General features: G+C 60.4%; 34 protein-coding genes. 7 read left to right on the top strand and 27 right to left on the bottom strand.

Annotation, left to right across the window (positions count from 1 at the left end):
• The 12 genes from NDI87_RS06860 to NDI87_RS06805 all read right to left on the bottom strand — a co-directional run.
• Window positions 1-628 (bottom strand): bifunctional DNA primase/polymerase (locus tag NDI87_RS06860; protein WP_296274166.1); only part of this gene is annotated, 628 nt, incomplete at its 3' end.
• On the bottom strand, window positions 625-1,233 hold the full coding sequence (locus NDI87_RS06855; RefSeq protein ID WP_296274164.1) for a hypothetical protein: 609 nt from the start codon (window positions 1,231-1,233) through the stop codon (window positions 625-627). The genes NDI87_RS06855 and NDI87_RS06860, both read right to left, overlap by 4 nt.
• Window positions 1,230-1,496 (bottom strand): hypothetical protein, encoded by a 267-nt coding sequence (locus NDI87_RS06850; protein WP_296274162.1) that lies wholly within the window; start codon window positions 1,494-1,496, stop codon window positions 1,230-1,232. The genes NDI87_RS06855 and NDI87_RS06850 overlap by 4 nt, the downstream gene beginning before the upstream one ends.
• A 146-nt stretch (window positions 1,497-1,642) precedes the next feature.
• On the bottom strand, window positions 1,643-2,302 hold the full coding sequence (locus NDI87_RS06845) for a hypothetical protein (protein ID WP_296274161.1): 660 nt from the start codon (window positions 2,300-2,302) through the stop codon (window positions 1,643-1,645).
• 105 nt (window positions 2,303-2,407) lie between these two features.
• Window positions 2,408-2,686, bottom strand: a complete 279-nt coding sequence (locus tag NDI87_RS06840; RefSeq protein WP_296274159.1) for a helix-turn-helix transcriptional regulator — start codon at window positions 2,684-2,686, stop codon at window positions 2,408-2,410.
• Complete coding sequence (locus tag NDI87_RS06835) at window positions 2,683-3,006, bottom strand: type II toxin-antitoxin system RelE/ParE family toxin (protein WP_296274157.1); 324 nt, start codon at window positions 3,004-3,006, stop codon at window positions 2,683-2,685. The genes NDI87_RS06840 and NDI87_RS06835 overlap by 4 nt, the downstream gene beginning before the upstream one ends.
• Before the next feature lie 21 nt (window positions 3,007-3,027).
• Window positions 3,028-4,500, bottom strand: a complete 1,473-nt coding sequence (locus tag NDI87_RS06830) for an integrase family protein (RefSeq protein ID WP_296274155.1) — start codon at window positions 4,498-4,500, stop codon at window positions 3,028-3,030.
• Between the two features lie 264 nt (window positions 4,501-4,764).
• Window positions 4,765-5,766, bottom strand: coding sequence for an LLM class flavin-dependent oxidoreductase (locus NDI87_RS06825; protein ID WP_296274152.1), 1,002 nt, complete (start codon window positions 5,764-5,766; stop codon window positions 4,765-4,767).
• A gap of 20 nt (window positions 5,767-5,786) precedes the next feature.
• On the bottom strand, window positions 5,787-6,485 hold the full coding sequence (locus NDI87_RS06820) for a dienelactone hydrolase family protein (protein ID WP_296274150.1): 699 nt from the start codon (window positions 6,483-6,485) through the stop codon (window positions 5,787-5,789).
• Between the two features lie 25 nt (window positions 6,486-6,510).
• Window positions 6,511-7,056, bottom strand: coding sequence for an NUDIX hydrolase (locus NDI87_RS06815; RefSeq protein ID WP_296274149.1), 546 nt, complete (start codon window positions 7,054-7,056; stop codon window positions 6,511-6,513).
• Between the two features lie 4 nt (window positions 7,057-7,060).
• The gene (locus NDI87_RS06810; protein WP_296274146.1) at window positions 7,061-7,756 is read right to left on the bottom strand and encodes a fumarylacetoacetate hydrolase family protein; all 696 of its coding nucleotides are present in this window, start codon (window positions 7,754-7,756) and stop codon (window positions 7,061-7,063) included.
• Between the two features lie 21 nt (window positions 7,757-7,777).
• Window positions 7,778-8,080 carry an antibiotic biosynthesis monooxygenase gene (locus NDI87_RS06805; RefSeq protein ID WP_296274145.1) on the bottom strand — a complete coding sequence of 101 codons (303 nt, stop codon included), beginning with the start codon at window positions 8,078-8,080 and terminating at the stop codon, window positions 7,778-7,780.
• Between the two features lie 103 nt (window positions 8,081-8,183).
• Between NDI87_RS06805 and ycaO the strand changes: the two genes are divergently transcribed.
• Together ycaO and pgeF are read left to right on the top strand one after the other, a co-directional pair.
• On the top strand, window positions 8,184-9,911 hold the full coding sequence (ycaO, locus tag NDI87_RS06800) for a 30S ribosomal protein S12 methylthiotransferase accessory factor YcaO (protein ID WP_296274142.1): 1,728 nt from the start codon (window positions 8,184-8,186) through the stop codon (window positions 9,909-9,911).
• 56 nt (window positions 9,912-9,967) lie between these two features.
• Window positions 9,968-10,708 (top strand): peptidoglycan editing factor PgeF, encoded by a 741-nt coding sequence (gene pgeF, locus NDI87_RS06795; RefSeq protein ID WP_296274141.1) that lies wholly within the window; start codon window positions 9,968-9,970, stop codon window positions 10,706-10,708.
• Here the strand turns inward: pgeF and NDI87_RS06790 are convergent.
• Window positions 10,637-10,924, bottom strand: coding sequence for a hypothetical protein (locus tag NDI87_RS06790; protein WP_296274139.1), 288 nt, complete (start codon window positions 10,922-10,924; stop codon window positions 10,637-10,639). The two genes, pgeF and NDI87_RS06790, sit on opposite strands and share 72 nt — an antisense overlap.
• 108 nt (window positions 10,925-11,032) lie before the next feature.
• Here NDI87_RS06790 and phaC point away from each other — a divergent pair, with 108 nt between their 5' ends.
• From phaC to NDI87_RS06770, 4 genes are all read left to right on the top strand, one after another.
• On the top strand, window positions 11,033-12,757 hold the full coding sequence (gene phaC / locus NDI87_RS06785; protein WP_296274137.1) for a class I poly(R)-hydroxyalkanoic acid synthase: 1,725 nt from the start codon (window positions 11,033-11,035) through the stop codon (window positions 12,755-12,757).
• 51 nt (window positions 12,758-12,808) lie between these two features.
• Window positions 12,809-13,987, top strand: coding sequence for an acetyl-CoA C-acetyltransferase (locus NDI87_RS06780; RefSeq protein WP_296274136.1), 1,179 nt, complete (start codon window positions 12,809-12,811; stop codon window positions 13,985-13,987).
• Window positions 13,988-14,086: 99 nt separating this feature from the next.
• Complete coding sequence (gene phbB / locus NDI87_RS06775) at window positions 14,087-14,824, top strand: acetoacetyl-CoA reductase (RefSeq protein WP_296274134.1); 738 nt, start codon at window positions 14,087-14,089, stop codon at window positions 14,822-14,824.
• Window positions 14,825-14,921: 97 nt separating this feature from the next.
• On the top strand, window positions 14,922-15,557 hold the full coding sequence (locus NDI87_RS06770; RefSeq protein WP_296274133.1) for a DUF6806 family protein: 636 nt from the start codon (window positions 14,922-14,924) through the stop codon (window positions 15,555-15,557).
• Here NDI87_RS06770 and NDI87_RS06765 read toward each other — a convergent pair.
• From NDI87_RS06765 to lexA, 3 genes are all read right to left on the bottom strand, one after another.
• Window positions 15,554-16,561, bottom strand: a complete 1,008-nt coding sequence (locus NDI87_RS06765; protein ID WP_296274131.1) for a D-2-hydroxyacid dehydrogenase family protein — start codon at window positions 16,559-16,561, stop codon at window positions 15,554-15,556. The two genes, NDI87_RS06770 and NDI87_RS06765, sit on opposite strands and share 4 nt — an antisense overlap.
• Window positions 16,562-16,713: 152 nt before the next feature.
• On the bottom strand, window positions 16,714-16,971 hold the full coding sequence (locus NDI87_RS06760; protein ID WP_296274130.1) for a hypothetical protein: 258 nt from the start codon (window positions 16,969-16,971) through the stop codon (window positions 16,714-16,716).
• Window positions 16,972-17,023: 52 nt separating this feature from the next.
• A complete protein-coding gene (lexA, locus tag NDI87_RS06755; RefSeq protein WP_296274128.1) occupies window positions 17,024-17,701 on the bottom strand; it encodes a transcriptional repressor LexA in 678 nt (225 codons plus the stop codon).
• A gap of 103 nt (window positions 17,702-17,804) precedes the next feature.
• On the opposite strand from lexA, the gene NDI87_RS06750 reads away from it, so the two are divergent.
• Entirely contained in the window at window positions 17,805-18,773 is a 969-nt protein-coding gene (locus NDI87_RS06750; protein ID WP_296274126.1) for an asparaginase, read from the top strand.
• A gap of 19 nt (window positions 18,774-18,792) precedes the next feature.
• Here the strand turns inward: NDI87_RS06750 and adk are convergent, their stop codons facing one another.
• From adk to NDI87_RS06695, 11 genes are all read right to left on the bottom strand, one after another.
• Window positions 18,793-19,449, bottom strand: a complete 657-nt coding sequence (adk, locus tag NDI87_RS06745; RefSeq protein WP_296274125.1) for an adenylate kinase — start codon at window positions 19,447-19,449, stop codon at window positions 18,793-18,795.
• A gap of 120 nt (window positions 19,450-19,569) precedes the next feature.
• Window positions 19,570-20,313 carry a 3-deoxy-manno-octulosonate cytidylyltransferase gene (kdsB, locus tag NDI87_RS06740; RefSeq protein ID WP_296274123.1) on the bottom strand — a complete coding sequence of 248 codons (744 nt, stop codon included), beginning with the start codon at window positions 20,311-20,313 and terminating at the stop codon, window positions 19,570-19,572.
• Window positions 20,310-20,504: a Trm112 family protein gene (locus NDI87_RS06735; protein ID WP_296274121.1), complete on the bottom strand. Its 195-nt coding sequence runs from the start codon at window positions 20,502-20,504 to the stop codon at window positions 20,310-20,312. Before NDI87_RS06735 ends, kdsB begins: the two co-directional genes overlap by 4 nt.
• Before the next feature lie 78 nt (window positions 20,505-20,582).
• Window positions 20,583-21,584, bottom strand: coding sequence for a tetraacyldisaccharide 4'-kinase (lpxK, locus tag NDI87_RS06730; protein ID WP_296274120.1), 1,002 nt, complete (start codon window positions 21,582-21,584; stop codon window positions 20,583-20,585).
• A 3-nt stretch (window positions 21,585-21,587) separates the two neighbouring features.
• Window positions 21,588-22,016, bottom strand: a complete 429-nt coding sequence (locus tag NDI87_RS06725; RefSeq protein WP_296274119.1) for a biopolymer transporter ExbD — start codon at window positions 22,014-22,016, stop codon at window positions 21,588-21,590.
• An 11-nt stretch (window positions 22,017-22,027) separates the two neighbouring features.
• A complete protein-coding gene (locus tag NDI87_RS06720; protein WP_296274117.1) occupies window positions 22,028-22,654 on the bottom strand; it encodes a MotA/TolQ/ExbB proton channel family protein in 627 nt (208 codons plus the stop codon).
• Window positions 22,655-22,687: 33 nt separating this feature from the next.
• Entirely contained in the window at window positions 22,688-23,602 is a 915-nt protein-coding gene (locus tag NDI87_RS06715) for a pseudouridine synthase (RefSeq protein ID WP_296274114.1), read from the bottom strand.
• Window positions 23,589-24,338: a tRNA (guanosine(46)-N7)-methyltransferase TrmB gene (trmB, locus tag NDI87_RS06710; RefSeq protein ID WP_296274168.1), complete on the bottom strand. Its 750-nt coding sequence runs from the start codon at window positions 24,336-24,338 to the stop codon at window positions 23,589-23,591. The genes NDI87_RS06715 and trmB overlap by 14 nt, the downstream gene beginning before the upstream one ends.
• Before the next feature lie 53 nt (window positions 24,339-24,391).
• Window positions 24,392-25,264, bottom strand: a complete 873-nt coding sequence (gluQRS, locus tag NDI87_RS06705; RefSeq protein ID WP_296274112.1) for a tRNA glutamyl-Q(34) synthetase GluQRS — start codon at window positions 25,262-25,264, stop codon at window positions 24,392-24,394.
• Window positions 25,265-25,323: 59 nt separating this feature from the next.
• On the bottom strand, window positions 25,324-26,379 hold the full coding sequence (locus tag NDI87_RS06700) for an FAD-dependent oxidoreductase (RefSeq protein WP_296274110.1): 1,056 nt from the start codon (window positions 26,377-26,379) through the stop codon (window positions 25,324-25,326).
• A gap of 69 nt (window positions 26,380-26,448) precedes the next feature.
• On the bottom strand, window positions 26,449-26,898 hold a 450-nt coding region (locus tag NDI87_RS06695), incomplete at its 5' end, for a LysR substrate-binding domain-containing protein (protein ID WP_296274108.1).

Below are 26,898 nucleotides of genomic sequence, written 5' to 3'. Positions count from 1 at the left end.
TTTTGAGCCTGGCCCTTAAGTAATCGGGCATCGGGCCCAGGCTGCTGGATATTGCAGCATCCGTGCTTTGAGCTTTCCGCTGTGTGATCGATTCCCAAAGGTCGACGACCGCTATTGGCAACAAGGGTAAACGGCTCCAGTGCCCATTACCCGCCCACCGGTAAGGCTGACCTGTATCTGGGTGTATGGAGGGCGGCAAAACGTCCTGTACGGTCCTGCCATCGGCAGTGGCACAGCGCAGTTCAAAAATGGTTTTACCGTCTTGCTTGCACACTTTGCTGGCGAACGACGGTAGGTCATCGTGCAAGCGAAACAGCAGCTTGGTGTGGTTGGGTCGCCCTGAGCTTATGACCACGGAATCATCGGCATCGAGCAGCGCTTGCAAGTCGATGCCGTGTTGCGCCAGCATGGGAATGGCAAACGCCAGATCGTCAACATCGAGGGCGGCACAGCGCGGAGTGCTGTAGGCGTGCGCTATGCCGATATTGCCAGTGAGGGCGGCGGCAATGGCGGGGTCGGTGATGGCCTGGCTGGGTTCGTTCCAGCCAGGCACCACCGGCCCCTTTTTTCCCAAGGGGATGGGCACCAAGGCCACACCGTGGGCGGCGTAGGCTTGGGCCTCTTTCATGGCAGTACCTTTCCGGTAAAAATCAGTTTGGGGTTAGGTTGGCGCGGGCCCTGGATGACCAGCGTTGTCATGAACACGAGCGGTGGGCCATCTGTTACCACGACAAGAAATAGGGCCGTTGTTTTGAAGCGCTGACTCTCCGCACAGAGCTTTTGGACTTGGTCCATGTTGGCCATGCAGGCTGCATTGACCGCTTGTTGAATCAAGCGCTGTGTGTCGTCCTTAGAGCGCAGGGCGCTGATGGCATCCGGGGTCGTGTCTGGCAAGGTCGCTTTGCTGTCCTGGATGGGTTGGGTGATGAGATTTGACGCAACGCAGCGAATGTTGCCTTGGGGGTCAGCAGTGATCAAGATGCCGACGTGATTGCCCATGCCACCAGGTGGTGGACAAAGCCACATGCTGGGGCGACCTGATGCGTCTGCGATCGGCTTGGGTGTAGTGGTGAGCGCGAGCGCCTGAAATATGTGTTTTTCGGCGTGGTGGTCGGTGACCCACTGCATGGCGGGATTGGCTTTGGCACGGGCGGCAGGATCGGCGTCACGGGGGAGGTTCAACGCGGCGCGGATGTCGGACGTCAGGGCTGGGTGTTGGAACGGACGGCTCATGCTGCGACTCCCAACAGTTTTTTGGCACCAGAGGTTGGCCAGGCCAAACGACCGAACACGCGCAGGGGGCGCAGGAATGCCGGGGCCGTGTCGTAACAGGCTTTGACCCTCCATGTTTGTTCGGCCATGTTGGAGTAGAAGGCCAGCTCAGCGGTTGTGAGGTTTGGCTTGGTGACTTGTTCAAGCGGCTGATAACGCCCTTGAATGGCGTGTGTGGCAGTGTTAGGTGGCGTGGTGCTGCTTGCGGCAGGTGTTTGCGACATGATTGATTTCTCCAAACAACAACGCGGAATTGCGGTGTCTGGTAATCAATTCTGGAATGCACACAGGCATAAATGCAACGATGTTTATCTACACGAAAAAATAGGCTACAACCCGCGTGGAATAAGGCTTTGCAGGTAGTTGCACATTAGGCTTCAGAGTTTGAATTTTTTATTTGTGCAGTTTGTGCAATGTACTTTTGAGCTTTTTCGGGGCTGTGCTGTGGCGGAGTCCAGCTCTTCGCGTTTAGCACCGTGTTGCGAATCGTACCGGCGCGCGGGTCCTGGCCTTTATCGCCTTTGATATTGTTGTCTCTACACCATTGCGCCATGTGGTCACAAATAGAATAGACAGAAGGATTGCTACCGCTGGCCCTAAGCGTCAGCCAATATTTGTATGCCTCAGCTTGAACTCGATGGCGCCAGTTGTTTGCTGGCCCTGTACTTGCGAGCTCGGCCTTGTTGTCAACCTGAGTTTCTTTTGTTTTCTTAGAATCGTCTGGCGCCCACACTTGGAGGTATCGGTTCTTTTTGAGCCACGCGTTTCCCTCGTCCACGGTCAGGTGTGGGGTGTCTGGGCCGCGTATTTTGAAAAGCTTTGGGTCGCCGTGTAAGGGATTGCCGTTGGGTTTGCGAACCGGAACTTTGCCTTCCAGGATGTCCCGCAAGAGATGGGTGCTTATTTTGCTGTACTCTTCAAAACGGCTATCAATTGAGGCAGGGGCAATGCCGTCAGCCAATGCCAAATCCCAGGCTAGGTCGTGCCATGGATAAACTTTTGTCGCAAGTTTTGACTGTCCACGTACCATTGCGCACTCCTTACCGGTGCCCTTCAAAAGGAACCGCAGCAGGCGGGCAGGGGAGACCGCTGTTTGACTCCTGTAATTTAGCCGGGCCTAGCTGGTGCAAAACTGTCATGCCACCTCCAGATGCACCACGGCACGGGCACCAACGGCCTGTGCATACCGCTCCACGGTTCGCATGGATGGCGCACGCCTGCCAGATTCCAAACGAGCAACAACGCTCTGGGTCGTGCCCATGCGGGCGGCAACTTCGCCCTGCGTCAATCCGGCACGGCTGCGGGCGGCTATCAGTTCCCGGGCCATGCTGAATTCAGCGGCCATGGCGTCGTATTCGGCGCGGGTGTCAGGGTCGGCCAGCAGTTCGGTCTTGAGTGATTTCAATGTTTTCATGGCTTGGCTTCCAAACGTTTCAGTGCGGTTGCAATCGCGCTTCGCGGTGTGGTCTGTGTCTTTTTCACAAACACATGCAGCACCAGCAAGCGGCGGTCTTTGACAGCGGCATACACAGCGCGGGCTATCCCGTCGCGGCCCTGCATCCTCATTTCCCACAGCTTGCTTTCCAGCGGTCGAATGTGGGGCAGTCCTACACGCTGCGGGCCAAATTCCTCCAGCATTTCAGCAACGTGCAAAAACCGGGCTCGCATGTCAGCAGGCAACGCCAGCAATTCGGGTTCTGCCAGCGGGTGTAGGGTCACCGTCCAATTGCTCATAGTATAGCTATTTTGCGATATTTATGCGGCCACTGCGTGCAGCTTGCCGGGTTTGGCCTTGGGGTCAAATTTGATTCCGGCTTGTTCGAGAATCCACGCTTCGATTTTTTCGTGGTGTACGCGTAGCAAGTCCAACGGGCGGCGAATGTAGTTTTGTTCGCGCACGCCTTGAGGTGCATGGCCTTGAATCTGTGCAGATACACCGCCGGGAATGTCCAGCCACTCGCACAAGCTGGCGAACGAACGGCGCAAACCATGCAGCGTGAGCCCTTCAATGCCGACAGTACGACAGGCACGTGTGTGGGGCGTGTTGGGCTCAGATATGTAACCGGTTTCGCTGGTTTCCAGGACCTCGCCAACCGGGGCCGGTTTGCCGCGTTTGGCAGCCTTGGCCTGGCGGCGTTCAATGTTTTTCTCGCTCATGTCCAACACGCGGGCGCTTGCAAAAACATAAGCATTACGCCGGGGCAGGGCGGTGATCAGCTTTTCAACGTAGGGGGTTAATGGAACTTCGCGGGTACCTTCCATCTTGTCATTGATGCTCAGCCCTTTCCATTGGGTGTTGACGTCTTCCCAGCGCATCGTCTGCACCTCATTGAGCCGGGCGCCGGTAAGCAGCAGCACCTGCAAAAAGGCGGAAATTGTCGGGTTTTGAATTTTCTGCACAGCGGTGAACCATGCGCTTAGCTGGTTTTTTTGAAGCACGTCGTATTTGACGTTGGCTTTGCCAAGTGCCTCCCGTGCCTTCTTTGTCTTTGCCGGGTTTCTGTGCGGGAGCAGGGCAGAATATTCGGGTTGTTCTGCGCACCAGGTCAGAAACACCGTCAGCAGTCGCCATGCCAGCCGGGCAGAACTAGGGCGCGTCTTACCCTCATTGGCGGCCCATGCCTCTATCTTTGCTTGATCGAGGTCTATCAGTGGCAGCGGCATCAGCTCGGCAAGCGGCCCAGGCTTGGTCAATTTGTCGCTCGCCCCGCGCCTTTTTGAGGGTACGCCTCCGGGACTTGCTTTATCCAGATGGTCGCGGTAGTGCAGGTCACCCCAAAACGGGCGGCGTTTTTCGAGGTAGTCTTTCCACACTTCGCCCACGGTCAGAGCTTGGGCGGCTTTCTGTTGGGCTTGCTGAGCCTCTTTTGCGGCGGCGGCTTCGATGGCGGCGGCCTGTTCCGTTTGTTGCTGGCGCTCAAGCTCGCGCGGGTCTGTACCAGCCTCAGTCAACCCCCGCAGGCGGTGCGCTTCGACCTTGGCAGCGTCGATTGAAACGGCAGGCCACTCACCCAGCGCACGGGTGAACAGCTTGCCCTTGATGCGGGTTTCAAACTGCCAGTGTTTGCCGCCAGCCTTGGTAACCCGGAGTCGTAACCCTTTTTTGTCGGCATCCCGCACCAGCACGAACGGCAGTTCAGCGGGGCAAGCGGCACGCTCTAAAAGTCCGTGTGTTAGCTCGTGGGGGGCGGCATAGTCAATCGCAGCGGTCTTGCTTGGGCGTGCCATGTTGAGAACCTTTCCATTTTTACAGACTGTTTACAGACTGAATTATGGCATTTTGCTCAATTTAAATCAACACGCTAGTAGTTGTATGCTCCCAAAAACATCTTTAAGTGATTGATTTATATAGAAACAGCATTTTTTCAACACAGCGGAATACAAATTTATTAGGATTGTGATTCCTGTTGTCGTGGGTTCGAGCCCCATCAGCCACCCCAAGTAATTCTGATGAAGCCTGCTATTTAAACAGTAGCGGGCTTTTTTATTCCCTTATCTGAAAAAAGCCTGAACGGTAATGTCCAGGGATTGCAGGCGCAGCGTGGGGTCAAAAATATCGCACACCAGCATGAATTCATCGGCCTGCGTTTGCTGCGCCAGGGCCGTCAGCCCGGCGCGCACCTTGCCCGGCCCACCGATAACCGCCGCACCCAGAAAGTCGCCGATGGCAGCGCGCTCCTGGGCATGCAACTGCTGCATGAAGTGGGCGACTGGCGGCTGCAGGGGCTTGCGCTCACCGGTCAGGATGCCGAGTACGCGCTGGTAAGTGCTGCTGGCCAGAAATTCCGCCTCGTCATCGTTTGAGGCAGCGATCAGGGGCACGCCAATCACCACGTACGGCTGGCTCAACACCTTGGACGGTTTGAACAAGCGTCGGTACAGGTCAATGGCCGCCAGCATCATGCGGGGCGCAAAGTGCGAGGCAAAGGCGTAGGGCAGGCCGCGTTCTGCCGCCAGTTGGGCCGAAAACAAGCTGGAGCCCAGCAGCCAGATCGGCACCTCGGTGCCCGCACCCGGCATGGCAACAATGCGCTGACCCGGCTGCACCGGCCCCAGCAGATGCTGCAACTCGGCAACGTCGCGCGGAAAGTCATGCTCGGTCTCGACCCGGTCGCGGCGCAGGGCCTGCATGGTGGCCCGGTCTGTGCCCGGCGCCCGGCCCAGCCCTAAGTCAATGCGGTTGGGGTACAACTCGGCGAGCGTGCCAAAGGCTTCGGCCACCACCAGCGGCGCATGGTTGGGCAGCATGATGCCGCCCGAGCCGACCCGAATGTGTTGCGTACCCCCGGCAAGGTAGCCCACCAACACGGCCGTGGCCGAACTGGCAATGCTGGCCATGTTGTGGTGTTCGGCCACCCAGTACCGGGTAAAGCCCAGCGCCTCGGCATGCTGCGCGGTGCGCAAGGAATTGGCCAGTGCCTGCGCCACCGTGCCGCCTTCGCGCAGGTTGACCAGGTCCAGCATGGACAGCGCGGTTTTATTCAGTGTTGTCATGGTGCTTGCTATCTGCGGTTTCAGGTCAGCTGCTCTGACAACCACGCCAGCGTGCGGCCGCGTGCCAACGCGGCAGCGCGTTGCTGGTACATCGGGCGGCCCCAGCAGTTGAAGCCGTGGTCAACGCCTTCATACACATGAAATTGCGCGTTGGCGCGGCCGTCAAATGCCTTTTTGACATCGGCCACCGCCGTTGCCGGAATGTACCCGTCCAGCGCGGCGTAGTGGAACAAAATGGGTCCCTGCACGGCGGCTGCCTTGTCCAGGTGGTTCTGAATGCCGCCGCCGTAGTAGCACACGGCCGCATCGACCGCGCCGCTGGCTGCCAGCTGGTAACTCAGCCGCCCACCCATGCAAAAGCCAATCGAACCCACCTTGCCGCTCACTTCAGGCCGGGCACGCAGGGCTTTTGCCGTGCTCACCAGGTCGGCCACGGCCTTGGCTTCGTCCAAATTCGTCATCAGCTGGAACGCCTTTTGGGTATCGGGCTCGTTGTACTTCAGGTTGACGTTGGCCTCCTGGCGCCAGAACACATCAGGTGCCAGCACCACATAGCCGTCCATGGCGTACTGGTCGGCCACCGCCTTGATGTGCTCGTTGACGCCCCAGATCTCCTGAATGATCACCAGGCCTGGCCCGCGACCCGTCGGTGGCAGGGAAAGATAGGCGTCAAATTGTTGGCCGTCCTGGCTGCGGATGGAAATCGTGGAACTTTTCATGCGTGTCTCCTATTTAAATTGAAGTTCAGGTGATGTCAAAGACATGAATGGTGTAGCGGCCCTGGCGACGGTCGGCAAAAAAACGCTTCAGAGTTTCGCCCACGGTCCTGAAGGCGATCTCGTCCCAGGGAATTTCATGCTCGGCAAACAGCCGTGCCTCAAGGGTCTCAAAGCCGGGATCAAACTGGTCGCTCAGCAACTGGGCGCGGTAAAACAGGTGCACCTGCCCGACGCGCGGGATGTTCACCAGCGAAAAAAACTCACCCATCTCAAACTGGGCGCCAGCTTCTTCCAGGGTCTCGCGCGCCGCGCCTTCGCTCACGGTTTCGTTGAGTTCCATGAAGCCCGCAGGCAGCGTCCACTTGCCCCAGCGCGGCTCGATATTGCGCTTGCACAGCAGCACCTTGTCGCCCAGGACCGGAATGGTGCCGACCACGTTGAGCGGGTTTTCGTAGTGCACGGTCTGGCAGATCGGACACACCGCACGGTGCTTGGTGTCGCCGTCGTCCGGCAGCCGATAGACCACGGCGGTGCCACAGTTTTTGCAGTGTTTGATCGGGGCCCGGTGCATGAAGTCAGACCACCTTCAATTCAATATCGGTCAGGCCGTCGATGCTGCCCTTGAGGGTGTCGCCCGGCTGCACTGCGCCCACGCCGGCCGGGGTGCCGGTGTAGATCAGGTCGCCGGGCTGCAGCTCCCAGGCGGCTGAGAGCTGGGCGATGGTCTCGGCAATGTTCCAGATCAGTTGTGCCACCGTGCTGTTTTGACGCACAGCGTTGTTGACTTGCAGGCTGATGCCGGCGTGCGTGATGTCGCCCGCCGCATCTTTGGGGGTGATGGGGCCAATCGGAGCCGAGTGGTCAAAACCCTTGCCGATGCACCACGGACGGCCCTGCGCCTTCATCTCGTTTTGCAGGTCGCGCCGGGTCATGTCAAGGCCCACGGCGTAGCCAAAAATATGCTGCTCGGCCTGCGCCACGGCAATATTTCTGCCGCCCTTGCCAATCGCCACCACCAGTTCAATTTCATGGTGCAGGTTTTTGGTCAGTCCGGGGTAGGGCAGTGATGTGCTGATGCCGGGCAATGCCACCAGCACCGCATCGGCCGGCTTCATGAAGAAAAAAGGCGGTTCACGCCCGGTGTGACCCATCTCCTGGGCGTGCTCGACGTAATTGCGGCCCACGCAGTAGATGCGGTGCACCGGGAACAGGGCGGTGGTGCCGACCACAGGCATGGTCACGCTGGGTGCGGGAGGGAAAACGGTGTTCATGGCGGTTTTTTTAAAGAGGGTTCAGGCCGACTTGGCGACCAGCTCGAAATGTTCCACTACCGGTGGGCTGGCAAAAAACGGCCCCACAATGGTGCGCCACTCGGCGAACGCCGGGGAGCCGCGGAATCCTACCGTGTGGTCTTCCAGCGTGGTCCAGAATATTTGCAAAATGTAGCGTTGCGGGTTTTCAATGCAGCGATTGACTTTGAAGCCTTCAAATCCTTTGGCCTGTGCAATGACGGTTTGCAGGCCGCGTTGAATGGCCTCCTCAAAGGCGGCGTTCTGGCCGGGCTGGATCGAGAAGTCGGCAAGTTCAAGAATCATCAATGTCTCCGCTGGGTTTGGGTTAATTCGGCAACTTGCGAGTCTAGCGTTTTCAATCCCGCGGTTGCGCCGGCTTTGATGAACCATGAGGTATGCTGGGGATATGAACCACGCTACCTTTATTCCCGGCAAAGATGCCGCCCTCGAAACCACGATCAACACGCTGCAAGGCAAGCTGCAGGCTTTGGGTTTCCACATTGAAGAGCGCAGCTGGCTCAACCCGGTTGACGGTATCTGGTCGGTGCATATCCGCGACCGCGACTGTCCGCTGCTGTTCGCCAACGGCAAAGGCGCCAGCCGCCTGGCCTGCTTGGCCAGCGCCCTGGGCGAGTTCTTCGAGCGCCTGTCCACCCATTATTTCTGGACCCACTTTTACCTCGGGCCGGATGTGACCGGGCGTACCCACGTGCATTTTCCGCAAGAGCGCTGGTTCGATGTGCCGGCAGACGAGCAGTGGCCCGCCGAGCTGCTCAGCCCCGAGTTGCACACGCTGTACAACCCGCAGGGCAACATTGACGCCAGCAGCCTGGTCGATTTCAACTCGGGCGCCTGCGAGCGCGGCATCTGTGCCCTGCCTTACGTGCGCCAGAGTGATGGCCAGACTGTCTATTTCCCGGTCAACCTCATTGGCAATCTGTATGTCAGCAACGGCATGTCGGCGGGCAACACCCAGATGGAAGCGCGAACGCAGGCACTGTCCGAAATTTTCGAGCGCGCCATCAAGGCCCGCATCATCAGCCAGGGCCTGTGCTTGCCCGACGTGCCCGAGGCCGTGATTGCACGTTACCCGCGCATTGCGCGTGGCATTGCCGCGCTGCGCGAAGCCGGTTTTGGTATTCTGGTCAAGGACGCATCGCTGGGCGGCCAGTATCCGGTGATGAATGTCACGCTGTTGAACCCGCTCGACCAGGGTTGTTTTGCCAGCTTTGGCGCGCACCCGCGTTTTGAAGTGGCGCTGGAACGCGCCCTCACCGAACTGCTGCAGGGCCGCGCGCTGGATGCACTGTCGGGCTTTCCGGCACCCGGCTTCGACCTTGAAGAAGCGGCCAGCTCCACCAACATCGAGATCCATTTTGTCGACTCCAGCGGCGTTATTCACTGGAAGTTTCTTGGTGATGTGCCTGACTTCGAGTTTGTCGACTGGAACTTCAGCAGTACCACGGCCGAAGATTACGCCTGGAATCTGGAGCGTTTGCAGCATGATGGCCATGAGGTTTACATTGCCGACTTTACCCAGCTCGGGGTCTATGCCTGCCGCATTCTGGTGCCCGGCTTGTCCGAGATCTATCCGATTGACGATCTGGAGTTCGAGAACAACAGCATTGCCAACCAGTTCCGCGAAGCCGTGTTGAACCTCTCCGATCTCGATGACGAAGAATGCACCGACCTGCTGGAAACCTTGAACGAATCCAACCTGGCCGACCACCGCCCGGTGGCGGGCCTGATTGGCCTGGCGGCCGATGCCGGTTCGTTCTGGAGCGACCTGCGCCTGGGTGAACTCAAAACCCTGCTGGCGCTGGCGGTGGGCGATGAAGCCGCCACGCTCGAAGGCTGCGAATGGATCCTCAACTTCGACCAGGTCAACCCGCAGCGCAAACGGGTGTACGCCTGCATCCAGAACCTGATCAATCTGGCCGACATGGGCGATAGTGGACCTTATCTCTACACCATGGCGCTGCTTTACGGTGCGGGTCCCCTGGCACAGGCGCACGCGCTGATCATGCAGGAAGACCGTTTCATGGGCCTTGACGCACCCGGCCTGGCGCTGGACGGCTGCGAGATGCACCACAAGTTGTTGGCCGCCTACGACAAGATCCATTCCGCAGAATGAAATTTCCAAGCCCATCGGCCCGAGGGCTGGCCTCCCACAAAGGCAGGGCCTTCTACATGCTGACACCTGACTGGCCGGCGCCTGCGGGGGTGCGGGCGGTGTGCACCACGCGCGCGGGCGGGGTGTCGGTTGCGCCTTATGACGGCCTGAATCTGGGCGACCATGTAGGCGATGCGCCTGCCCATGTGGCGGCCAACCGGGCGATTTTTCAACAGGCCATCGGCGCGCATCCGGTTTTTTTGAATCAGGTCCACGGTACCCAGGTGGTGACACTGGAGGCTTCCACCCCGGACGGTACGATCGCGGACGCCTGCGTGACCGACCAGCCTGGCCTGGCCTGCACCGTGATGGTGGCCGACTGCCTGCCGGTGTTATTTACCACCACCCAGGGCCACCGGGTGGCTGCGGCCCACGCCGGCTGGCGCGGTCTGGCCGGGCAGGGCGGGGTGGGGATTCTTGAGGCAACGGTCAAGCACTTGCAGGCCAATGACATCATCGCCTGGCTCGGGCCTTGCATTGGTCCGCAGGCGTTTGAAGTGGGCGACGAAGTCCGTGCCGCTTTCATTGCGACGGATGCCATGGCGGGCGACTGCTTTAAACCCCTGACGCCGGGCAAATGGCTGGCCGACCTGGCCGCTCTGGCGCGCTTGCGGCTGCGTGCCTTGGGCATCCATCAAACTTATGGCAATGACAGCAGTGCGCCCTGGTGCACGGTGGGCAATGCCTCACGCTTCTTTTCCTACCGGCGCGACCGCATCACCGGTCGTTTTTGCGCCAGCATCTGGTTGGGCGGCTGAGGCGGCCTGAGCAGCCTGCAATTCAGCGCTTTCCTGCGCCTTGATGGCGCGCCGACGTGCCGGAGTTCCCATCACATACAGCACCAATGCCAGTGGCAGCAATCCATACAAAACAAAGGTGAAGAGGCCGCCCAGCAGCGTGCCGGCAGTATGGGTGGCTTCGGTCACAGCCATGAGAATGGCCACATAGAGCCAGGCAATTGCAACGATGTACATGGCGAAGATGGTATTTATTGATGAAAATCGGGGTATGTCAGGATTTCGAAGGACTTGACCTAAGATACTATCGAAATTATTTTTTGACCACCGCAAATAGGGATACGCATGAACGACAACGCTCAGGAGCTTTGGCTGCAATCGGCACAAAATTTACAGCAATCCATGGCCGAAAGTCTGAGCAAGGCCTTTGAGTCATTTCACAATATGGACCTGGGAGAAGCCAGTACCAAACTTCTGGCACCGACGGCGCAAGCGCCAAAAATCAAATTTTCTGCCGAGAAGTTGCAGGCGCTGCAACAACAGTTTCTGGGAGATGCCGCCGAGTTGTGGGCCAACGGCGTCCAGGGCAAGCATCAACTCGCTGACCGTCGCTTTGCCGATGAAGCCTGGGCGGCCAATCCCACCGCCGCTTTCTCTGCGGCTTCCTACCTGCTCAACGCCAAAACGCTCAGCCAGATGGCGGAAGCGGTAGAGACCGATGCCAAAACCCGTGCCCGCATACGCTTTGCCGTGGAGCAGATCACCGCTGCCTCGGCCCCCAGCAATTTCATGGCCCTGAACGCCGAAGCGCAAAAGAAAGCCATCGAGACCCAGGGTCAGAGCATTGCCAAAGGTATCCAGAACCTGTTGCATGACATGCAGCAAGGCCACGTGTCGATGACCGACGAGAGTCTTTTCGAGGTCGGCAAAAACGTCGCCACCACCGAAGGTGCGGTGGTGTTCGAGAATGAACTGTTCCAGCTCATCGAATACAAACCGTTGACCGAAACCGTTTACGAAAAACCGTTTTTGCTGTTCCCCCCGTCAATCAACAAGTTTTACATCCTTGACCTGCAGCCGGAGAACTCGCTGATCCGCTACGCCGTGGCGCAAGGGCACCGCACCTTTGTCGTGAGTTGGCGCAACCCCGATGCCTCGCTGGCCAAGGCCAGCTGGGACGACTACATCGAAAAAGCCATCATCAAGGCCATCAAGGTCACGCAGGACATCACGGGCGCCAAAGCCATCAACACGCTGGGCTTTTGCGTCGGCGGCACCATGATGGGCAGCGCCCTGGCGGTGCTGGCCGCGCGTGGCGACAAACCGGTGGCCAGCGCCACCTTTCTGACCTCGATGCTCGACTTTGCCGACACCGGCGTGCTCGACGTCTTCATCGACGAAGCTTTTGTCAAATACCGCGAGCAGGAAATGGGCAAGGGTGGCCTCATGAAGGGCAAGGATCTGGCCATGACCTTCAGCTTCCTGCGCCCCAATGACCTGGTCTGGAACTACGTGGTGGGCAACTACCTCAAGGGCGAAACGCCGCCACCGTTCGACCTGCTCTACTGGAACAGCGATTCCACCAACCTGCCGGGCCCGTTCTACGCCTGGTACCTGCGCAACACCTACCTCGAAAACAACCTCACCAAACCCGGCGCGGCCACAGTCTGCGGCGAGAAGGTCGATCTCAATCAGCTTGACATGCCGGTTTACATCTACGGTTCGCGCGAAGACCACATCGTGCCCATCGGCGGTGCCTATGCTTCCACACAGTACCTGCCGGGCAAAAAACGCTTTGTCATGGGCGCCTCTGGCCACATTGCCGGTGTCATCAACCCGCCGGCCAAGGGCAAGCGCAGCCACTGGATCCGCGACGACGGCAAGCTGCCCAAGTCGGTGGACCAATGGCTCACCGGCGCGACCGAGCACAAGGGTAGCTGGTGGACCGACTGGTCCAACTGGCTGGCCGCCCAGGCGGGCAAGGAGATTGCCGCACCCAAGACCTATGGCAAAGGCAAATACAAGGCGATCGAACCTGCGCCAGGCCGATACGTCAAGGCCAAGGCATAATTTTTCAATTTTTCAATTTTTCAATTTTTTAACCAGAAATCAGGAGAGATCATGGAAGACATCGTTATCGTCGCAGCAGCCCGTACGGCAGTTGGCAAATTTGGTGGTTCATTGGCCAAAGTTGCGGCCCCGGATCTGGGTGCCATCGTCATCAAGGCGCTGCTCGAACGCACCGGCGTCAGCGCCGACCAAATCGGTGAAGTCATCATGGGCCAGGTGCTGGCCGCAGGTGCAGGCCAGAACCCGGCCCGTCAAGCCATGCTCAAGGCTGGCGTTGCCAAAGAAACGCCCGCCCTCACCATCAACGCCGTCTGCGGATCCGGCTTGAAAGCCGTCATGCTGGCCGCCCAGTCCATCGCCTTTGGCGACAGTGAAATCGTCATCGCCGGTGGCCAGGAAAACATGAGCGCCTCGCCCCACGTCCTCATGGGCAGCCGTGATGGCCAGCGCATGGGCGACTGGAAAATGGTCGACACCATGATCAACGACGGCCTGTGGGACGTCTACAACAAATACCACATGGGCATCACTGCTGAAAACGTCGCCAAGGCGCAAGGCGTCACCCGTGAAATGCAGGACACCCTGGCCCTGGCCAGCCAGCAAAAAGCCGCAGCCGCCCAGGCCGCTGGCAAATTCAAGGACGAAATCGTCCCCGTCCTCATCCCCCAGAAAAAGGGCGACCCGCTGGTGTTTGACGCCGACGAATTCATCAACAAGAAAACCAATGCCGAAAGCCTGGCGGGTCTGCGCCCGGCCTTTGACAAGGCCGGCAGCGTCACCGCTGGCAATGCCTCCGGCATCAACGATGGCGCTGCTGCCGTCATGGTCATGAAAGCCAGCAAGGCGGCCGCCCTGGGCCTCAAACCCATGGCCACCATCAAGAGCTTTGGCACCACCGGCCTGGACCCCGCCATCATGGGCATGGGCCCGGTCTCGGCATCGCGCAAGGCGCTGGCCCGTGCTGGCTGGAGCATGGCTGACGTTGACCTGTTCGAGTTGAACGAGGCTTTTGCCGCCCAAGCCTGCGCTGTCAACCAGGAACTCGCTGTGGACACCGCCAAGGTCAACGTCAACGGCGGCGCCATTGCCCTGGGTCACCCGATTGGCGCATCGGGTTGCCGCATTCTGGTCACCCTGCTGCACGAAATGCAGCGCCGCGATGCCAAAAAGGGCCTGGCTGCGCTGTGTATTGGTGGCGGCATGGGGGTTTCCCTCTGCCTGGCGCGCTGATTTAACCTTCATAATCCAAAAGCTTGTTGCTGGGTGTTTTTACATTCGCCCAGCTGCTCGTTTTAATCAGTATTTATATTCGCAAAGAGGAGTAGTTTCATGAGTCAAAAAGTAGCATACGTCACTGGTGGTATGGGTGGCATCGGTACCGCCATCTGCCAGCGTCTGAGTAAAGAGGGTTTCAAGGTGATTGCCGGATGCGGTCCTACCCGTGACTACGGCAAGTGGCTGGCCGAGCAGGCCGCACTGGGCTTCACGTTCTACGCTTCGGCCGGCAACGTCGGCGACTGGAATTCCACGGTGGAGGCATTCACCAAAGCCAAGGCTGAGCACGGCAGCATCGACGTGTTGATCAACAACGCCGGCATCACCCGTGACCGCATGTTCGTCAAAATGACGCGCGAAGACTGGGATGCCGTTATCGAAACCAACCTCAACTCCATGTTCAATGTGACCAAGCAAGTGGTTGGCGACATGGTTGAAAAAGGCTGGGGCCGTATCATCAACATCAGCAGCGTGAACGGCGTCAAGGGTCAGGCGGGTCAGACCAACTACTCTGCCGCCAAAGCCGGCATGCACGGTTTCTCCATGGCGTTGGCGCAAGAGTTGGCTACCAAGGGTGTCACGGTCAACACCGTGAGTCCCGGCTACATTGGCACTGATATGGTCAAGGCCATCCGCCAGGAAGTGCTTGACAAGATCATTGCCACCGTGCCGGTCAAACGTCTGGGCGAACCTTCCGAAATTGCCTCCATCATCGCCTGGCTGGCGTCTGATGAAGGCGGCTATGCCACCGGGGCCGAGTTCTCGGTCAACGGCGGGCTGCATATGGGCTAAAGCGGTCGTGTTGTAGCCATCTGGCAGCTGGCTTCATTCCTTATTTAGTCTTGCCTGGCTTTTAAGGGCTGAATATTGTCTCGTACACTTAAAGCCTATGGCACGCTACAACACTCCTTTTGAAATCCACGTGCATGGCCAGGTGAGCCTGCGTGGTGATGTGACTTTTGAGAATATCCAGGATGCGCTTAAACCGCTCTGGAAATACGCCGGCGAGCGCTCGCTGGTTGATGCGGCGGGCAGCTTTTACGAAGATGAACCCGGCATTCGGTTTGACGCCGCTGAGCATTTGCTGCAAATGTGCTGGACTGTCGAAGGTGATGACGACTTTCGCCAGGCACTCGACGAAATGTGCATGAACCTCAATGAAGTTGCCCTGGCCGGCGCAGCGATCGAGGTCACGTTTTATGACACCGAGTTTGAAGACGAGGACGAAGAGTCAGATTCTGAAGCCGAGTCACGAGACGACTTCGTCATGCTGTTTGTGGGTCCTGATCCAGCGGCCATCATGCAGGTGCAGCGCGATTTGCTGGTGCAGGACGTGATCAGCCTGATGGAACGCCACTTCGATGGTGCCGAACTGGGCGGCGTGGTGGCGGCTGTTGATCAGTTGTTCAGTCAGCGTTTCAATGACTTGGTGAGTTCATTGCAATTGGGTAAACCGCCGCGCGGATCAGGTGGCTCTGGCGGCATGGGCCACAGCGGTGGCCGCAAACCCAGGCATTTGCATTAACGGCGGACCTGTAAGGCACCTGGATTGACGATGTTGGTGGGGCGGCCCCTGATGAAATTGACCACATTGTCAAAGGCCGCGCTGAAATACATTTCGTAGCTGTCCTGCTCCACATAACCAATGTGCGGTGTGCAGATGCAGTTTTCCAGCCGCAACAGGGCATGCCCCTGCAAAATGGGTTCACTCTCATAGACATCCACGGCGCCCAGACCCGGGCGACCGCGGTTGAGAGCGCTGATCAGGGCGTCGGGCTCGATCAGCTCGGCGCGTGAGGTATTAACCAGCAAGGCCGTGGGCTTCATGCGTGACAGGTCTTCCAGGCGGACGATGCCCTGGGTTTCTTCGTTGAGGCGCAGGTGCAGGGTGAGGACATCGGACTGTTCAAAAAACTCTTCACGGGTTGCCGCGGCCTCGTAACCCGACTGGATGGCGCGCTCCCGGCTCGGAGCGCGACCCCACACCAATACCCGCATGCCAAATGCCTTGCCGTATCCGGCCACCAATTGGCCAATGCGGCCAAAGCCCCAAATACCCAAAGTGCGCCCCTTGAGCACTGTGCCGAGGCCAAAGTTGGGGGGCATGCCGCTGGATTTGAGTCCGGATTGCTGCCAGGCGCCGTGCTTGAGGTTGCCGATGTACTGGGGTAGACGCCGCGTTGCGGCCATGATGAGTGCCCAGGTCAGTTCGGCCGGTGCAATCGGTGAGCCGGTGCCTTCGGCCACGGCAATGCCACGTTCGGTGCAGGCGTTGACATCGATGTGGCTACCGACGCGACCGGTTTGCGAAATCAGCTTGAGCCGGGGCAATTTGTCGATCAGTGCACGGGTGAGCTGGGTGCGTTCACGGTTGAGCACAATGACGTCGGCGTCCTTGAGGCGCACCGAGAGTTGTCCCAAACCCTTGACGGTGTTGGTAAAGACCTTGGCCTGGTAAGTTTCCAGCTTGGCCGAGCAGGCCAGCTTGCGCACCACGTCCTGATAGTCGTCGAGAATCACAATGTTCATGACACGGATTGTGCCTTGGCGAGCGGCACTCTCTGCAAGGATGACTTTAAAAATACGGACGTTAACGTTATTTAAGTGGCGTTTTTACGTGAAGCCACGAGGCTGAAATGGCTGGTTTTTGTGGGGTTGAATTTATTCGTCCATGATGGACATCAGTGTGGCCGCTCGAAGGCGGCGAGGCGGTCGAGTTCGGCACAGACGTCGGCCATGCGCCCGGAAATCACCATGCGTCCGACCTGTGATGGTTTTTGTCCCGCCTCAAACACACGCAAGACACGCAGCGGCCGCAGCGTATCGTCATTTGCGCCGTTTTTAACGCTGGAATTGGCCCGGGTGCAGGCCCGTGGACTGCTTGCCTTGAAATGCGCCAGACCGGGCAGCAAGGAGGGTGTCAGGTACGCAATGTTCATGGTGGGGTGCTCTGGATGAGTTAAGACAGGGTGGTGCAGGGAGTTGAATGTTTTACATCAGCATGGTGTTGCGGATCAAGCCGACCGCCAGGCCTTCAATTTCGAAGGCTTCACCGGGCTCGACCACAATGGTTTGGTAGTCGGGGTTTTCGGGGTGGAGCTCGATGAGGTTGTTGTGTCGCATGAAGCGTTTCACGGTGACTTCATCGCCGAGCCGGGCCACCACAATCTGGCCATTTTTGGCCTCGCGGGTGCTTTGCACCGCCAACAGATCGCCGTCCATGATGCCGGCATCGCGCATGGACATGCCGCGCACCTTGAGCAGGTAGTCTGGCTTGCGCTGGAACAGACTGTCTTCGACGTAATAGGTTTTGTCGATGTGCTCTTGCGCCAGAATGGGGGAGCCGGCTGCCACCCGGCCGACCAGGGGCAGTGCCAGTTGGCCCGCAAAATCGTCCACCGAATGCATCAGCGTTTTGCTGCGCGAAGCGTTGATGGCTTGCAAGGTGTCGCTTTTCAGGCGGATGCCGCGCGAGGTGCCGCTGACCAGCTCGATCGCGCCCTTGCGGGCCAGCGCCTGGAGATGTTCCTCGGCCGCGTTGGCGGATTTGAAGCCGAGCTCGGTGGCAATTTCTGCGCGCGTGGGCGGGGACCCGGTGCTGGCAATGGCGCGCTGGATAAGATCGAGGATTTGTTGCTGGCGATCAGTCAGTTTGGGTCTGATTAGCATGACGGCTCCTGGAGTGGCTGTGTAACGAAAGCACTGGTTTCTTATCCAGTAACTGTATTTTTAACCAGTTTAAGAAAGGCCGCAAGTGGGTATTGAAAAAAATTTGAAAAAAATTGTGGTACTGGGTACTGGCGGCACCATTGCCGGCACCGCGGCCCACGCTGCTGACAACATTGGCTACAGCGCCGCCCAGGTAGGCGTGGCCGACTTGCTGGCGGATGTGCCCGGTATGGCGGGCGTGCTCAAAGGCCATGCCCTGGTGGCGGAACAGGTGGCGCAAGTCGACAGCAAGGACATGAGTTTTGCCATCTGGACGGCGCTGGCGCTGCGCGTGCAGCAGCACCTGGCCCAACACGATGTGTCTGGTGTGGTCATCACGCACGGCACCGACACGCTCGAAGAAACCGCGTTTTTCCTGCATGCCGTGTTACCGGCTGCGCTGCAATTGCACAAGCCCGTGGTGCTGACCTGCGCCATGCGGCCTGCCTCAGCCCTGAGCCCGGATGGCCCACAGAATTTGCTCGATGCGGTGGCGCTGGCACGCACGCCTGGCGCCTGTGGCGTGGTGGCGATGTGTGCCGGTGTGGTGCATGGCGCCCTGGCGGTGCAAAAAGTGCATGTGTACCGCACCGATGCCTTTGGCTCGGGCGATGCCGGGCCACTGGGGTTTATGGAGGAGGGGATCTTGCGCCTGGTGAAAGCCTGGCCGCTGACGCTAAGCCATCAGGCGGCCATGTCGCTTGAAAAAATTGCGGCTGCGACGACCTGGCCGCGGGTGGAGATAGTGATGAACTACGCGGGCGGCAGCGCCGCCGTGGTGGACGCGCTGCTGCAGCCCTTGCCTGGTGTGGCGCCACTGCGGGGACTGGTGGTGGCGGGCACCGGCAATGGCACGCTGCATTTTGATCTTGCCGCTGCACTGCAGCGTGCCGAGCTTGCGGGGCTACGGGTGCTGCGCGCTAGCCGCTGCGGCGAGGGACGCGTGTTGCCGGTGGCAGGGAGTGTGTTTGCTGACAGCGATGGACTTTCGCCCGTCAAGGCACGGGTGGCCTTGATGCTGGCGTTGATGTGAGGTCGACCCTGCAAGTACCTTAACCGGCCAGCGCGGCAAACGCCCGGGCGGTGATTTCTTCGACGCTGCCGGTGCCGCTGATGGCGCGGTATTTGGGTGCGGCGGCGGGGTCGGCCTTGGCCCAGGCCGAGTAGTAGTCAACCAGCGGGCGGGTTTGTGCGCTGTAGACGTCGAGGCGTTTTTTGACGGTTTCTTCCTGGTCGTCGGCGCGTTGCACCAGCGGTTCACCGGTCACGTCATCAAGTCCGGCCACCTTGGGCGGGTTGAAGCTGACGTGGTAGGTGCGGCCCGAGGCCGGGTGCGAACGGCGGCCGCTCATGCGCTCAATGATGGCATCAAACGGCACGTCGATTTCCAGCACGTAGTCCAGCTTGACGCCGGCGGCCTTCATGGCGTCCGCCTGGGGAATGGTGCGCGGAAAGCCGTCGAACAAAAAACCGTTGGCGCAATCGGGCTGGGCGATGCGCTCTTTCACCAGGTTGATGATCAGGTCGTCACTGACCAGGCCACCGGCATCCATCACCTGCTTGGCCTGCACGCCCAGCGGGGTGCCTGCCTTGACGGCAGCGCGCAGCATGTCGCCGGTGGAAATCTGCGGAATGCCATATTTTTGACAAATGAATGTGGCTTGTGTGCCCTTACCTGCGCCGGGTGCGCCCAACAAAATGAGTTTCATATTTGTCCTCGGGTTCCTATTGAAAATGGAAGCAATTTAACGGGTTGAGAATAGCACGCGAGAGCTTTTGCAAGCCTTACAGGTTTTGGTTCCTATCCGTCGTGGGGCCGAATGAATTCATCAAGCTCCTAAGTAACGCCGCACCCGCTCCAGGTCTTCGGGCGTGTCCACGCCGGGGCCGGGCGCGTGCTGGGTGATGTGCACCGCTATGCGATGGCCATGCCACAAGGCGCGCAACTGCTCAAGCGATTCGGTGCGCTCCAGCGGCGCTTGTGCCAGAGTCGGGAAGAGGCGCAAAAAACTGACCCGGTAGGCGTAAATACCGATGTGACGCAGGGGTGCCGGGCTGGGCAACTGCTCTGGCGTGTCGCGCGGGTAGGCAATGGGCGCGCGGCTGAAATACAGCGCCATGTGCAGGGCATCGAGCACCACCTTGACCACATTGGGGTTGTGAAAATCGGCAACACTGGTCAGCATGTGGGCGGCCGTGCTCATGGCAGCCTGCGGGCGCCTGGCCAGCAGGTGGGCGACGTCGGTGACCAGTTGCGGGTCCATCAGCGGCTCGTCGCCCTGCACGTTGACCACAATGCTGTCGTCTGGCAGGTTCAGCAGATCGCAGGCCTCGGCCAGCCGGTCGCTGCCCGATGGGTGGTCGGTGCGGGTGAGCACGGACTCGATGCCATGGGCCTGGCAGGCGGCCACAATCTCAAAACTGTCGCCGGCCACCACCACGCGCTGTGCCCCGGAGCGCCCGGCCTGTTGCGCCACGCGTACCACCATGGGCACACCGGCAATGTCGGCCAGAGGCTTGTTCGGCAGGCGTGTTGAGGCCAGCCGGGCCGGAATCAGGACGGTGAAATTCAAGGTTGCCGTCCTTCCTCAAGCTCGGCGTCGGTCAGTACCCTGGCCTCGTTTTCGAGCAAGACCGGGATGCCGTCACGCACCGGGTAGGCCAGCCGGGCGCTGCGCGACACCAGTTCCTGCGTTTCGTGTTTGTAAGTGAGGGGGCCCTTGGTGACCGGGCAAACCAATAGTTCAAGTAGTCGTGTGTCCATAGGTCAATGATAGCGTGCCGGGCAAGCTGTATTTGTGGGGACAAATTTATTCAGCCCAACAAAAAACCACAAAATCCTTTACAGATCGAGGAGGTTTTTGACCCGCTGGTCAAATGCAACCCAAAAAGCGGGCTCGGGCTCGAAATTGAGCGGCACAGCCAGCGCATGGGGTTCCTTTGTCCATAATTTGACGGCGTCCTTTTCGGTGCAAAGCACGGTGTAGGCGCCGTCGGCGTTGCCAGCCCATTGGCTGAAATCATGGTGATCCGGCAGTGCTGCCGTGTCGGCCAGTGGCAGCCCCTGGGCGCGCAACATGCTGAAGAAGGCTTCGGGTTGGGCAATGGCTGCCAGCGCCAGCAAGGGTTTGCCCGGCACCAGGTCGGCCAGTGCCACCTGGCTGCCGTCGGCGCGCAGGGCATGGCTGGCCAGGCTGCGGCTGGCTCTGAAACCGGCAAAAGCAGGCTGCCGGCCGGTGTGCAGCAGCAGGTCGAGCGCTCGCGGCCAGGGTTCGCGCAGGGGTCCGGCGGGCAGCAAGAAACCATTGCCCACGCCGCGGTCGTCAAACACGCCGATTTCGAGGTCGCGTTGCAGGCGCAGGTGCTGCAGGCCATCGTCACAGACCAGGACATGTATGTGCGGATAGCTGTCCAGCAGTGCGCGCGCAGCGTCGACACGCCGGGCCGCCACAAACACCGGTGCCGAGGTGCGGCGTTTGATGAGCGCAGGTTCGTCGCCGACGTCTTCCACCGCGCTGTCGGGCACAACCTCCAGGCATTCCTGGCTGCGGCGCCCATAGCCCCTTGAGATCACACCCACCTGGATGCCGCTGGCCTGCAAATGCCTGACGATGGCCATGACCACCGGGGTTTTGCCAGCACCGCCAGCCACCACATTGCCCACCACCAGCACCGGCACCGGCAGGCGCTCGGAAGCCAGCCAGCCCAGGCGATACAGTATCTTGCGCAGGCGCACCAACAGGCCGTAAAGCACAGACAGCGGCCACAGCAGCCGGGCCAGCCAGCCCCGTTGCAACCAGGCACTGGTCAGGCCGCGGCCGGGCAATCGCGCTGCCTGGGTCATGCTTCAGCGTGTGCTGCCCGGGGTGGGTGACACGGTGGCAAAGGTGACTTGGGTCAGTCCGGCCCGGCGCGCGGCTTCCATCACATTGATCACAGCCTGGTGCCTGGCGCTGGCATCGGCGTGGATGATGAGCACCGACTCGGGGCCGGCCTTGGCGCCGGCTTTCATGGCGCTGGCCAGATCGGCCACGTTGCGCCCGTTCACCACCTGCTTGTTGACACTGTACTGGCCATCCGCACTGACCGAGACCAGCACTTCTTTGGCGTGATCGCGCTGCGCGTCGACATCGGCCACCGGCAGTTTGAGCTGCATCTCGGTGAACTTGGCGTAGGTGGTGGAGAGCATCAAAAAAATCAGGATGACCAACAGCACGTCAATGAACGGGATCAGGTTGATCTCGGGCTCTTCCTTGGTGCGGACGCGGAAATTCATCACGCTGGGGCCTATTTGCGCAAGGTGTAGAGATGGCGCGCCAGTCGCTCGGCGGAAAGTTCCAGCGTGAGCAGGTATTCATCGACGCGGGCGCGAAAGTAGCGCCAGAAAATCAGCGACGGGATGGCCACAATCAGCCCGAACGCGGTGTTGTACAGCGCCACCGAGATGCCGTGCGCCAGTTGCGCCGGGTTGCCGCCCATGTTGGCCCCGCCGGGTTGCGAGCCAAAGATTTCGATCATGCCGACCACAGTGCCGAACAGGCCCATCAGCGGCGCTACCGAGGCAATGGTGGCCAGCGCGCTCAGGTAACGTTCCAGCCGGTGCGCGACCAGGCGGCCGCTGGCCTCCATGCCGGCACGCAGCTCGTCCTGATTGCACAAGGGGTTGGTGTTGAGCGCGCGCAGCCCGGCTGCCAGCACCTCGCCCAGGGCCGAGTTTTTTTCCAGCTTGGAAACCACATCAGGCCCCGGCACAGACAGGCGTGTGACGGTGAGCACTTCGTCAAGCAGCCTGGGCGGGGCCACTTTAAGCGTTTGCAGGCTGATGAAGCGCTCGATGATGAGCGCCATGGCCAGCACCGAGCAGGCCACCAAAGGCCAGATCGGCCAGCCTGCGGCTTGTAGGATGGAAAACAAATTGAAACTCCGCTGAAGAAAAAAGCTGGGTAATTATGGCGCAGCGAGGCTTAACAACCGTCCGCTCTCGAATTGCCTGGGTTCGCCACTGACCGGGTCGGTGAACGCAAGCCGTTTCGCCAGCAGTTGCAGTGGTCGGGCGTAATCCAGCTGACCTTCGGGCGTGAGAGTGGGGTAGAGACCGTCATTCAAAATCGGCAGGCCCAAGCCCAGCATGTGGACCCGCAACTGGTGGCGCTGGCCGGTGACCGGCTGGAGCCGGTAGCGCGCCAATTCGCCATATACCTCGAGCACGTCGATGTGCGTGATGGCGTTGGGCGTGCCAGCTACCTCGTGCTGCAGCATGAAGTGGCCGGTCTCCTGGATGCGGCTGCTGCGTGTGATCGGCCAGCTCAGGCCGGCTCGCCACGGTGCGATGGCCTCGTAGGTTTTGCGCACCGCGTGCTGGCTGAACAGCGCGCAATAGGCGGCGCGACTGGCGGGCTGTTTGGCAAACAGCACGAGTCCGGCGGTGTCGCGGTCGATGCGATGAATCGGCACCAGGTCGTCCAGACCCAGCCTGTTTTTGAGCCGCACCAGCACGGTCTCGGTCAGGTAGCCGCCCGAGGGCACCACCGGCAAGAAGTGCGGTTTGTCGACCACCAGCAGGTGCGCGTCTTCAAACAGCACCACTTCTTCAAATGGAATGTGCGGCTCGTCGGGCACTTCGCGGTAGTAATAGAGGCGCTGATGTGCTGCGTAGCGGTGCTGGCTGGCGTGTTCGGGCAACACGGGCTGGCCAAGCTCGTCGATGACGTCGCCGCGGGCCATGCGCGCCAGCCAGGTTTGTGGCGTGATGTTGGGGAAACGTTCGCCCAGAAAGTCCAGCAGGGTCGGCCACGGTCCGGCGGGCAATCCCACGCAACTGGGGCCAACGCCCTGGCGCGTCGGCGGTTTAAACGCGTTCAAACACCAGGTCCCATACGCCATGACCCAGTTTGAGGCCGCGGTTTTCGAACTTGGTCAGCGGCCGGTAGTGCGGTTTGGGGGCGTAGCCCAATAACGCAGGGTGTTTTTCAGGCGCGGTGTTTTTCAGCAGCGGCTCGGCGCTCAAGACTTCCAGTATCTGTTCGGCGTAAGGCTGCCAGTCGGTGGCGCAGTGCAGGTAGCCGCCCACCTTGAGGCGCGCCGCCAGCTTGGCAATCAGGGGCGCCTGGATCAGGCGGCGCTTGTTGTGTTTCTTTTTGTGCCAGGGGTCGGGAAAAAAAATGTGCGCGCCAGCCAAGCTCTGCAGCGGCAGCATGTGGTCAATGACCTCGACCGCGTCATGCGCGCAGATGCGGATGTTGCACAGGTTCTGCTCGCCAATGCGCTTGAGCAGCGCCCCCACGCCGGGTTCGTGCACCTCGCAGCACAAAAAGTTGGTCCCGGGCAGCAACGCGGCAATGTGCGCCGTGGCTTCACCCATGCCAAAACCGATCTCCAGCACCGTGGGCCGGCTGCTGTTGTCATTGGCTGGGGCAACGTCTGCCGTGTGGGCGAAAGCCTTTGCAAAATCGAGTGCAATGGGCTGGTAAGGCAGTAAGAACCTGGGTCCCAGTTCGCCAAACGCCTTGCTCTGGCCGCTGGTGGTGCGGCCGGCGCGGCGCACGAAACTTTTGATGGTTTTGGGATAGGCCACGTCGGCAAGCGACTGCGGGCGGATACGTGGCGTGCGAGGCTGTTCGGCCGCTTTGGGGGGGGTATTTTGGGTGTCGTTCACGGGGCGTGATTGTAGAGATACTGCCACTGGGCCACCCAGTTGGCCAATGCGTCGGCGGGCTCATGCTGCTCGGTCAGACCCAGCACCGCTGCGGCGTGGTTCAGAGCAGCCAGCGGATGCTGGGTGTCCAGCGCCCGGGCGCCATTTTGTTTGCTGAGTTTTTCGCCGTTGGGCCCCAGCACCAGCGGGGTGTGCAGGTAGCGCGGTGTAGGCAGATGCAGGGCGCGTTGCAGCAGGATCTGACGTGCGGTGTTGTCGGCCAGGTCTTCGCCGCGCACGACATCGGTGATGCCTTGCGCGGCGTCGTCGACCACCACCGCCAGTTGGTAGGCAAAACAGCCGTCGGCGCGTTTCAGGATGAAGTCGCCTACCTCTGCCGCCACATCCTGCGATTGATCTCCCAAGCGGCGATCTTGCCAATGCAGCGGTGGCTGGGTGTCTGTTCTGAAGCGCCAGGCGCGCGCTGGCTTGCCATGCAGCCCATGGCGGCAGGTGCCGGGATAAACCAGCTCTCCATGGCGCGCTTTGAGCTGGCCGCTGTGCTGCAGCGCCAGTTCGATGTCACGGCGACTGCAGCCGCAGGGGTAGGCGTGGCCGCTGGCAATCAGTTGCTCCAGCGCCTGCTGGTAGGGCCGCGCGCGCCGGGATTGGTAGCGCAGCGGCTGGTCGCTGTGCAGACCGAACGCGGCCAGCTGTTGCAGGATGGTCTGATCCATGCCGGGCAGGCAGCGCGTGCTGTCCACGTCTTCGATGCGCACCAGCCACTGACCGCCATGGGCGCGCGCATCAAGCCAACTGGCCAGTGCCGCGACCAGCGAGCCCGCGTGTAGCGGCCCGGTGGGTGAGGGGGCAAAGCGGCCGATATACATTTTTTGTGGGGTCGACTTTAGTCGACCTGGCGGACTGAAGTCCGCCCCACAGGGAGACGTTAAACCACCGCCAGCGCCAGCTCAAGCCCCGACACAAACGCGTTTTCCACGCGGTGTCCCAGGCACCAGTCGCCACAGACGCCCAGGCCTTTTTTGGCATCCCACAGGTGGCTTTTGCCGAGCGGCTTGACGGTCTTGGCATAGAGCCAGCGCTGGCTGTCGACATGGGCCGGCTCGGCGCGGATGCCGGTCACCTCGGAAAAGGCCTTGAGCAGCTTGGCCTCGATGCGCGGTGCGTCGTCTTGGATGTGTTCCTGCGACCAGGCGGGGCTGGCCTGGATGGTCCAGCGCTCAATCGGTTCACGCTTGGGTTTGCTGGATTCGCGTGCCAGCCAGGCAATGCGGTGGTGCGTGCTGCGCGCGGCATTCCACTGCGGCCCCAGAGCTGACAGGCCGGGCTGCATGGCCTGCGGGAAGGCCAGCATCAGGGTCCAGCAGGGTGCCACCTTGACCTGTTCCAGTTGCTTGACCCAGGGCTTGGCCAGTTCAGACGTCTGCATCAGGCTGTGTGCCTGGGCGCTGGGTATGGCCATCAACACGCCATCGAAGCCGGAAAATACATGCTGCGCTCCGTCGGTTCCTTCGGTGCGCAGTTGCCATTTCTTGGCGTTGACCGCATCAGTCTCAATGCGGTTGACGCGGGTTTGCAGCTCGATGTGGCCGCCTGCCGCCAGTGGTTCGGCCCAGCCGCTCACCAATGACTTCATGCCCGGCACCGCCACCCAGTGGGCATCGTGGCTGGGTAAACCGGGTCCTACCAGATGACCGAGCTCGTCGAGCACCTGCACGCTGTTGGCGCTCCAGCGCTTGCACAGATTGGGCGTGCTCTCCAGTGCTTTCAGGAACCGTGGATCGCGTGCGGTGAAGTATTGGGCGCCGTGGTCAAACGAGCCGAAAGCGCTGCTGCGCGTGGCCATGCGCCCGCTGGTGCTTTGGCTTTTCTCAAAAACTGTGACCTGGTGGCCGGCCTGAACCAGCGTGCGGGCGCAGGTGATGCCAGCCATACCGGCGCCTATGACAGCAAAGTGTTGGGGTGCGCGCTGTGCAGATCTCATATTTTTCTCCAGTTGATGACTATTTGCTTATCTCTACGAATGTGACCGACTTTACCAGTACGCCCCGCCCTACATGCCCCGGTGCCGCTCCAGCAGGGCGGTGCGGGTGGTGGGGCTCTCCAATTGGGTGAGCCACCATTGCAAGGCCCGTCCCGGCGCGTTGCTGGCGGCGCGCCAAGCGTAGTTGACGCGCACAGATCTGGGCGCACGCTCGGTCTTTTTGACCACCAAGCGACCGGTGTCAATGAACGGGCCGGCCATGCATTCAGGCAAGGATCCGCAGCCCAGGCCGCGCAATTGGGCGTCCAGCTTGTCCTGCATGGTGGCCACCGTGAACACGTCCTGGCCGCCGAGCAGGCCGAACGTTACGCCAAGGCCGCGGCTGATGGTGTCGGCCACCGCCACGGCGCGGTGTGCGCGCATGGCCTCGTCGCTGAGCGGCTCGGCTGCCTGGGCCAGAGGATGGTGCGGCGCAATGGCATAGACAAAGCGCACATCGCCCAGCGGCTTGGCATGGAT

It is taken from the genome of Rhodoferax sp. (assembly GCF_023701345.1).
Lineage (GTDB): Bacteria > Pseudomonadota > Gammaproteobacteria > Burkholderiales > Burkholderiaceae_C > Rhodoferax.
Note: the sequence above shows the minus strand (reverse complement) of the source record. Positions and strands in the feature narration are given on the sequence as shown.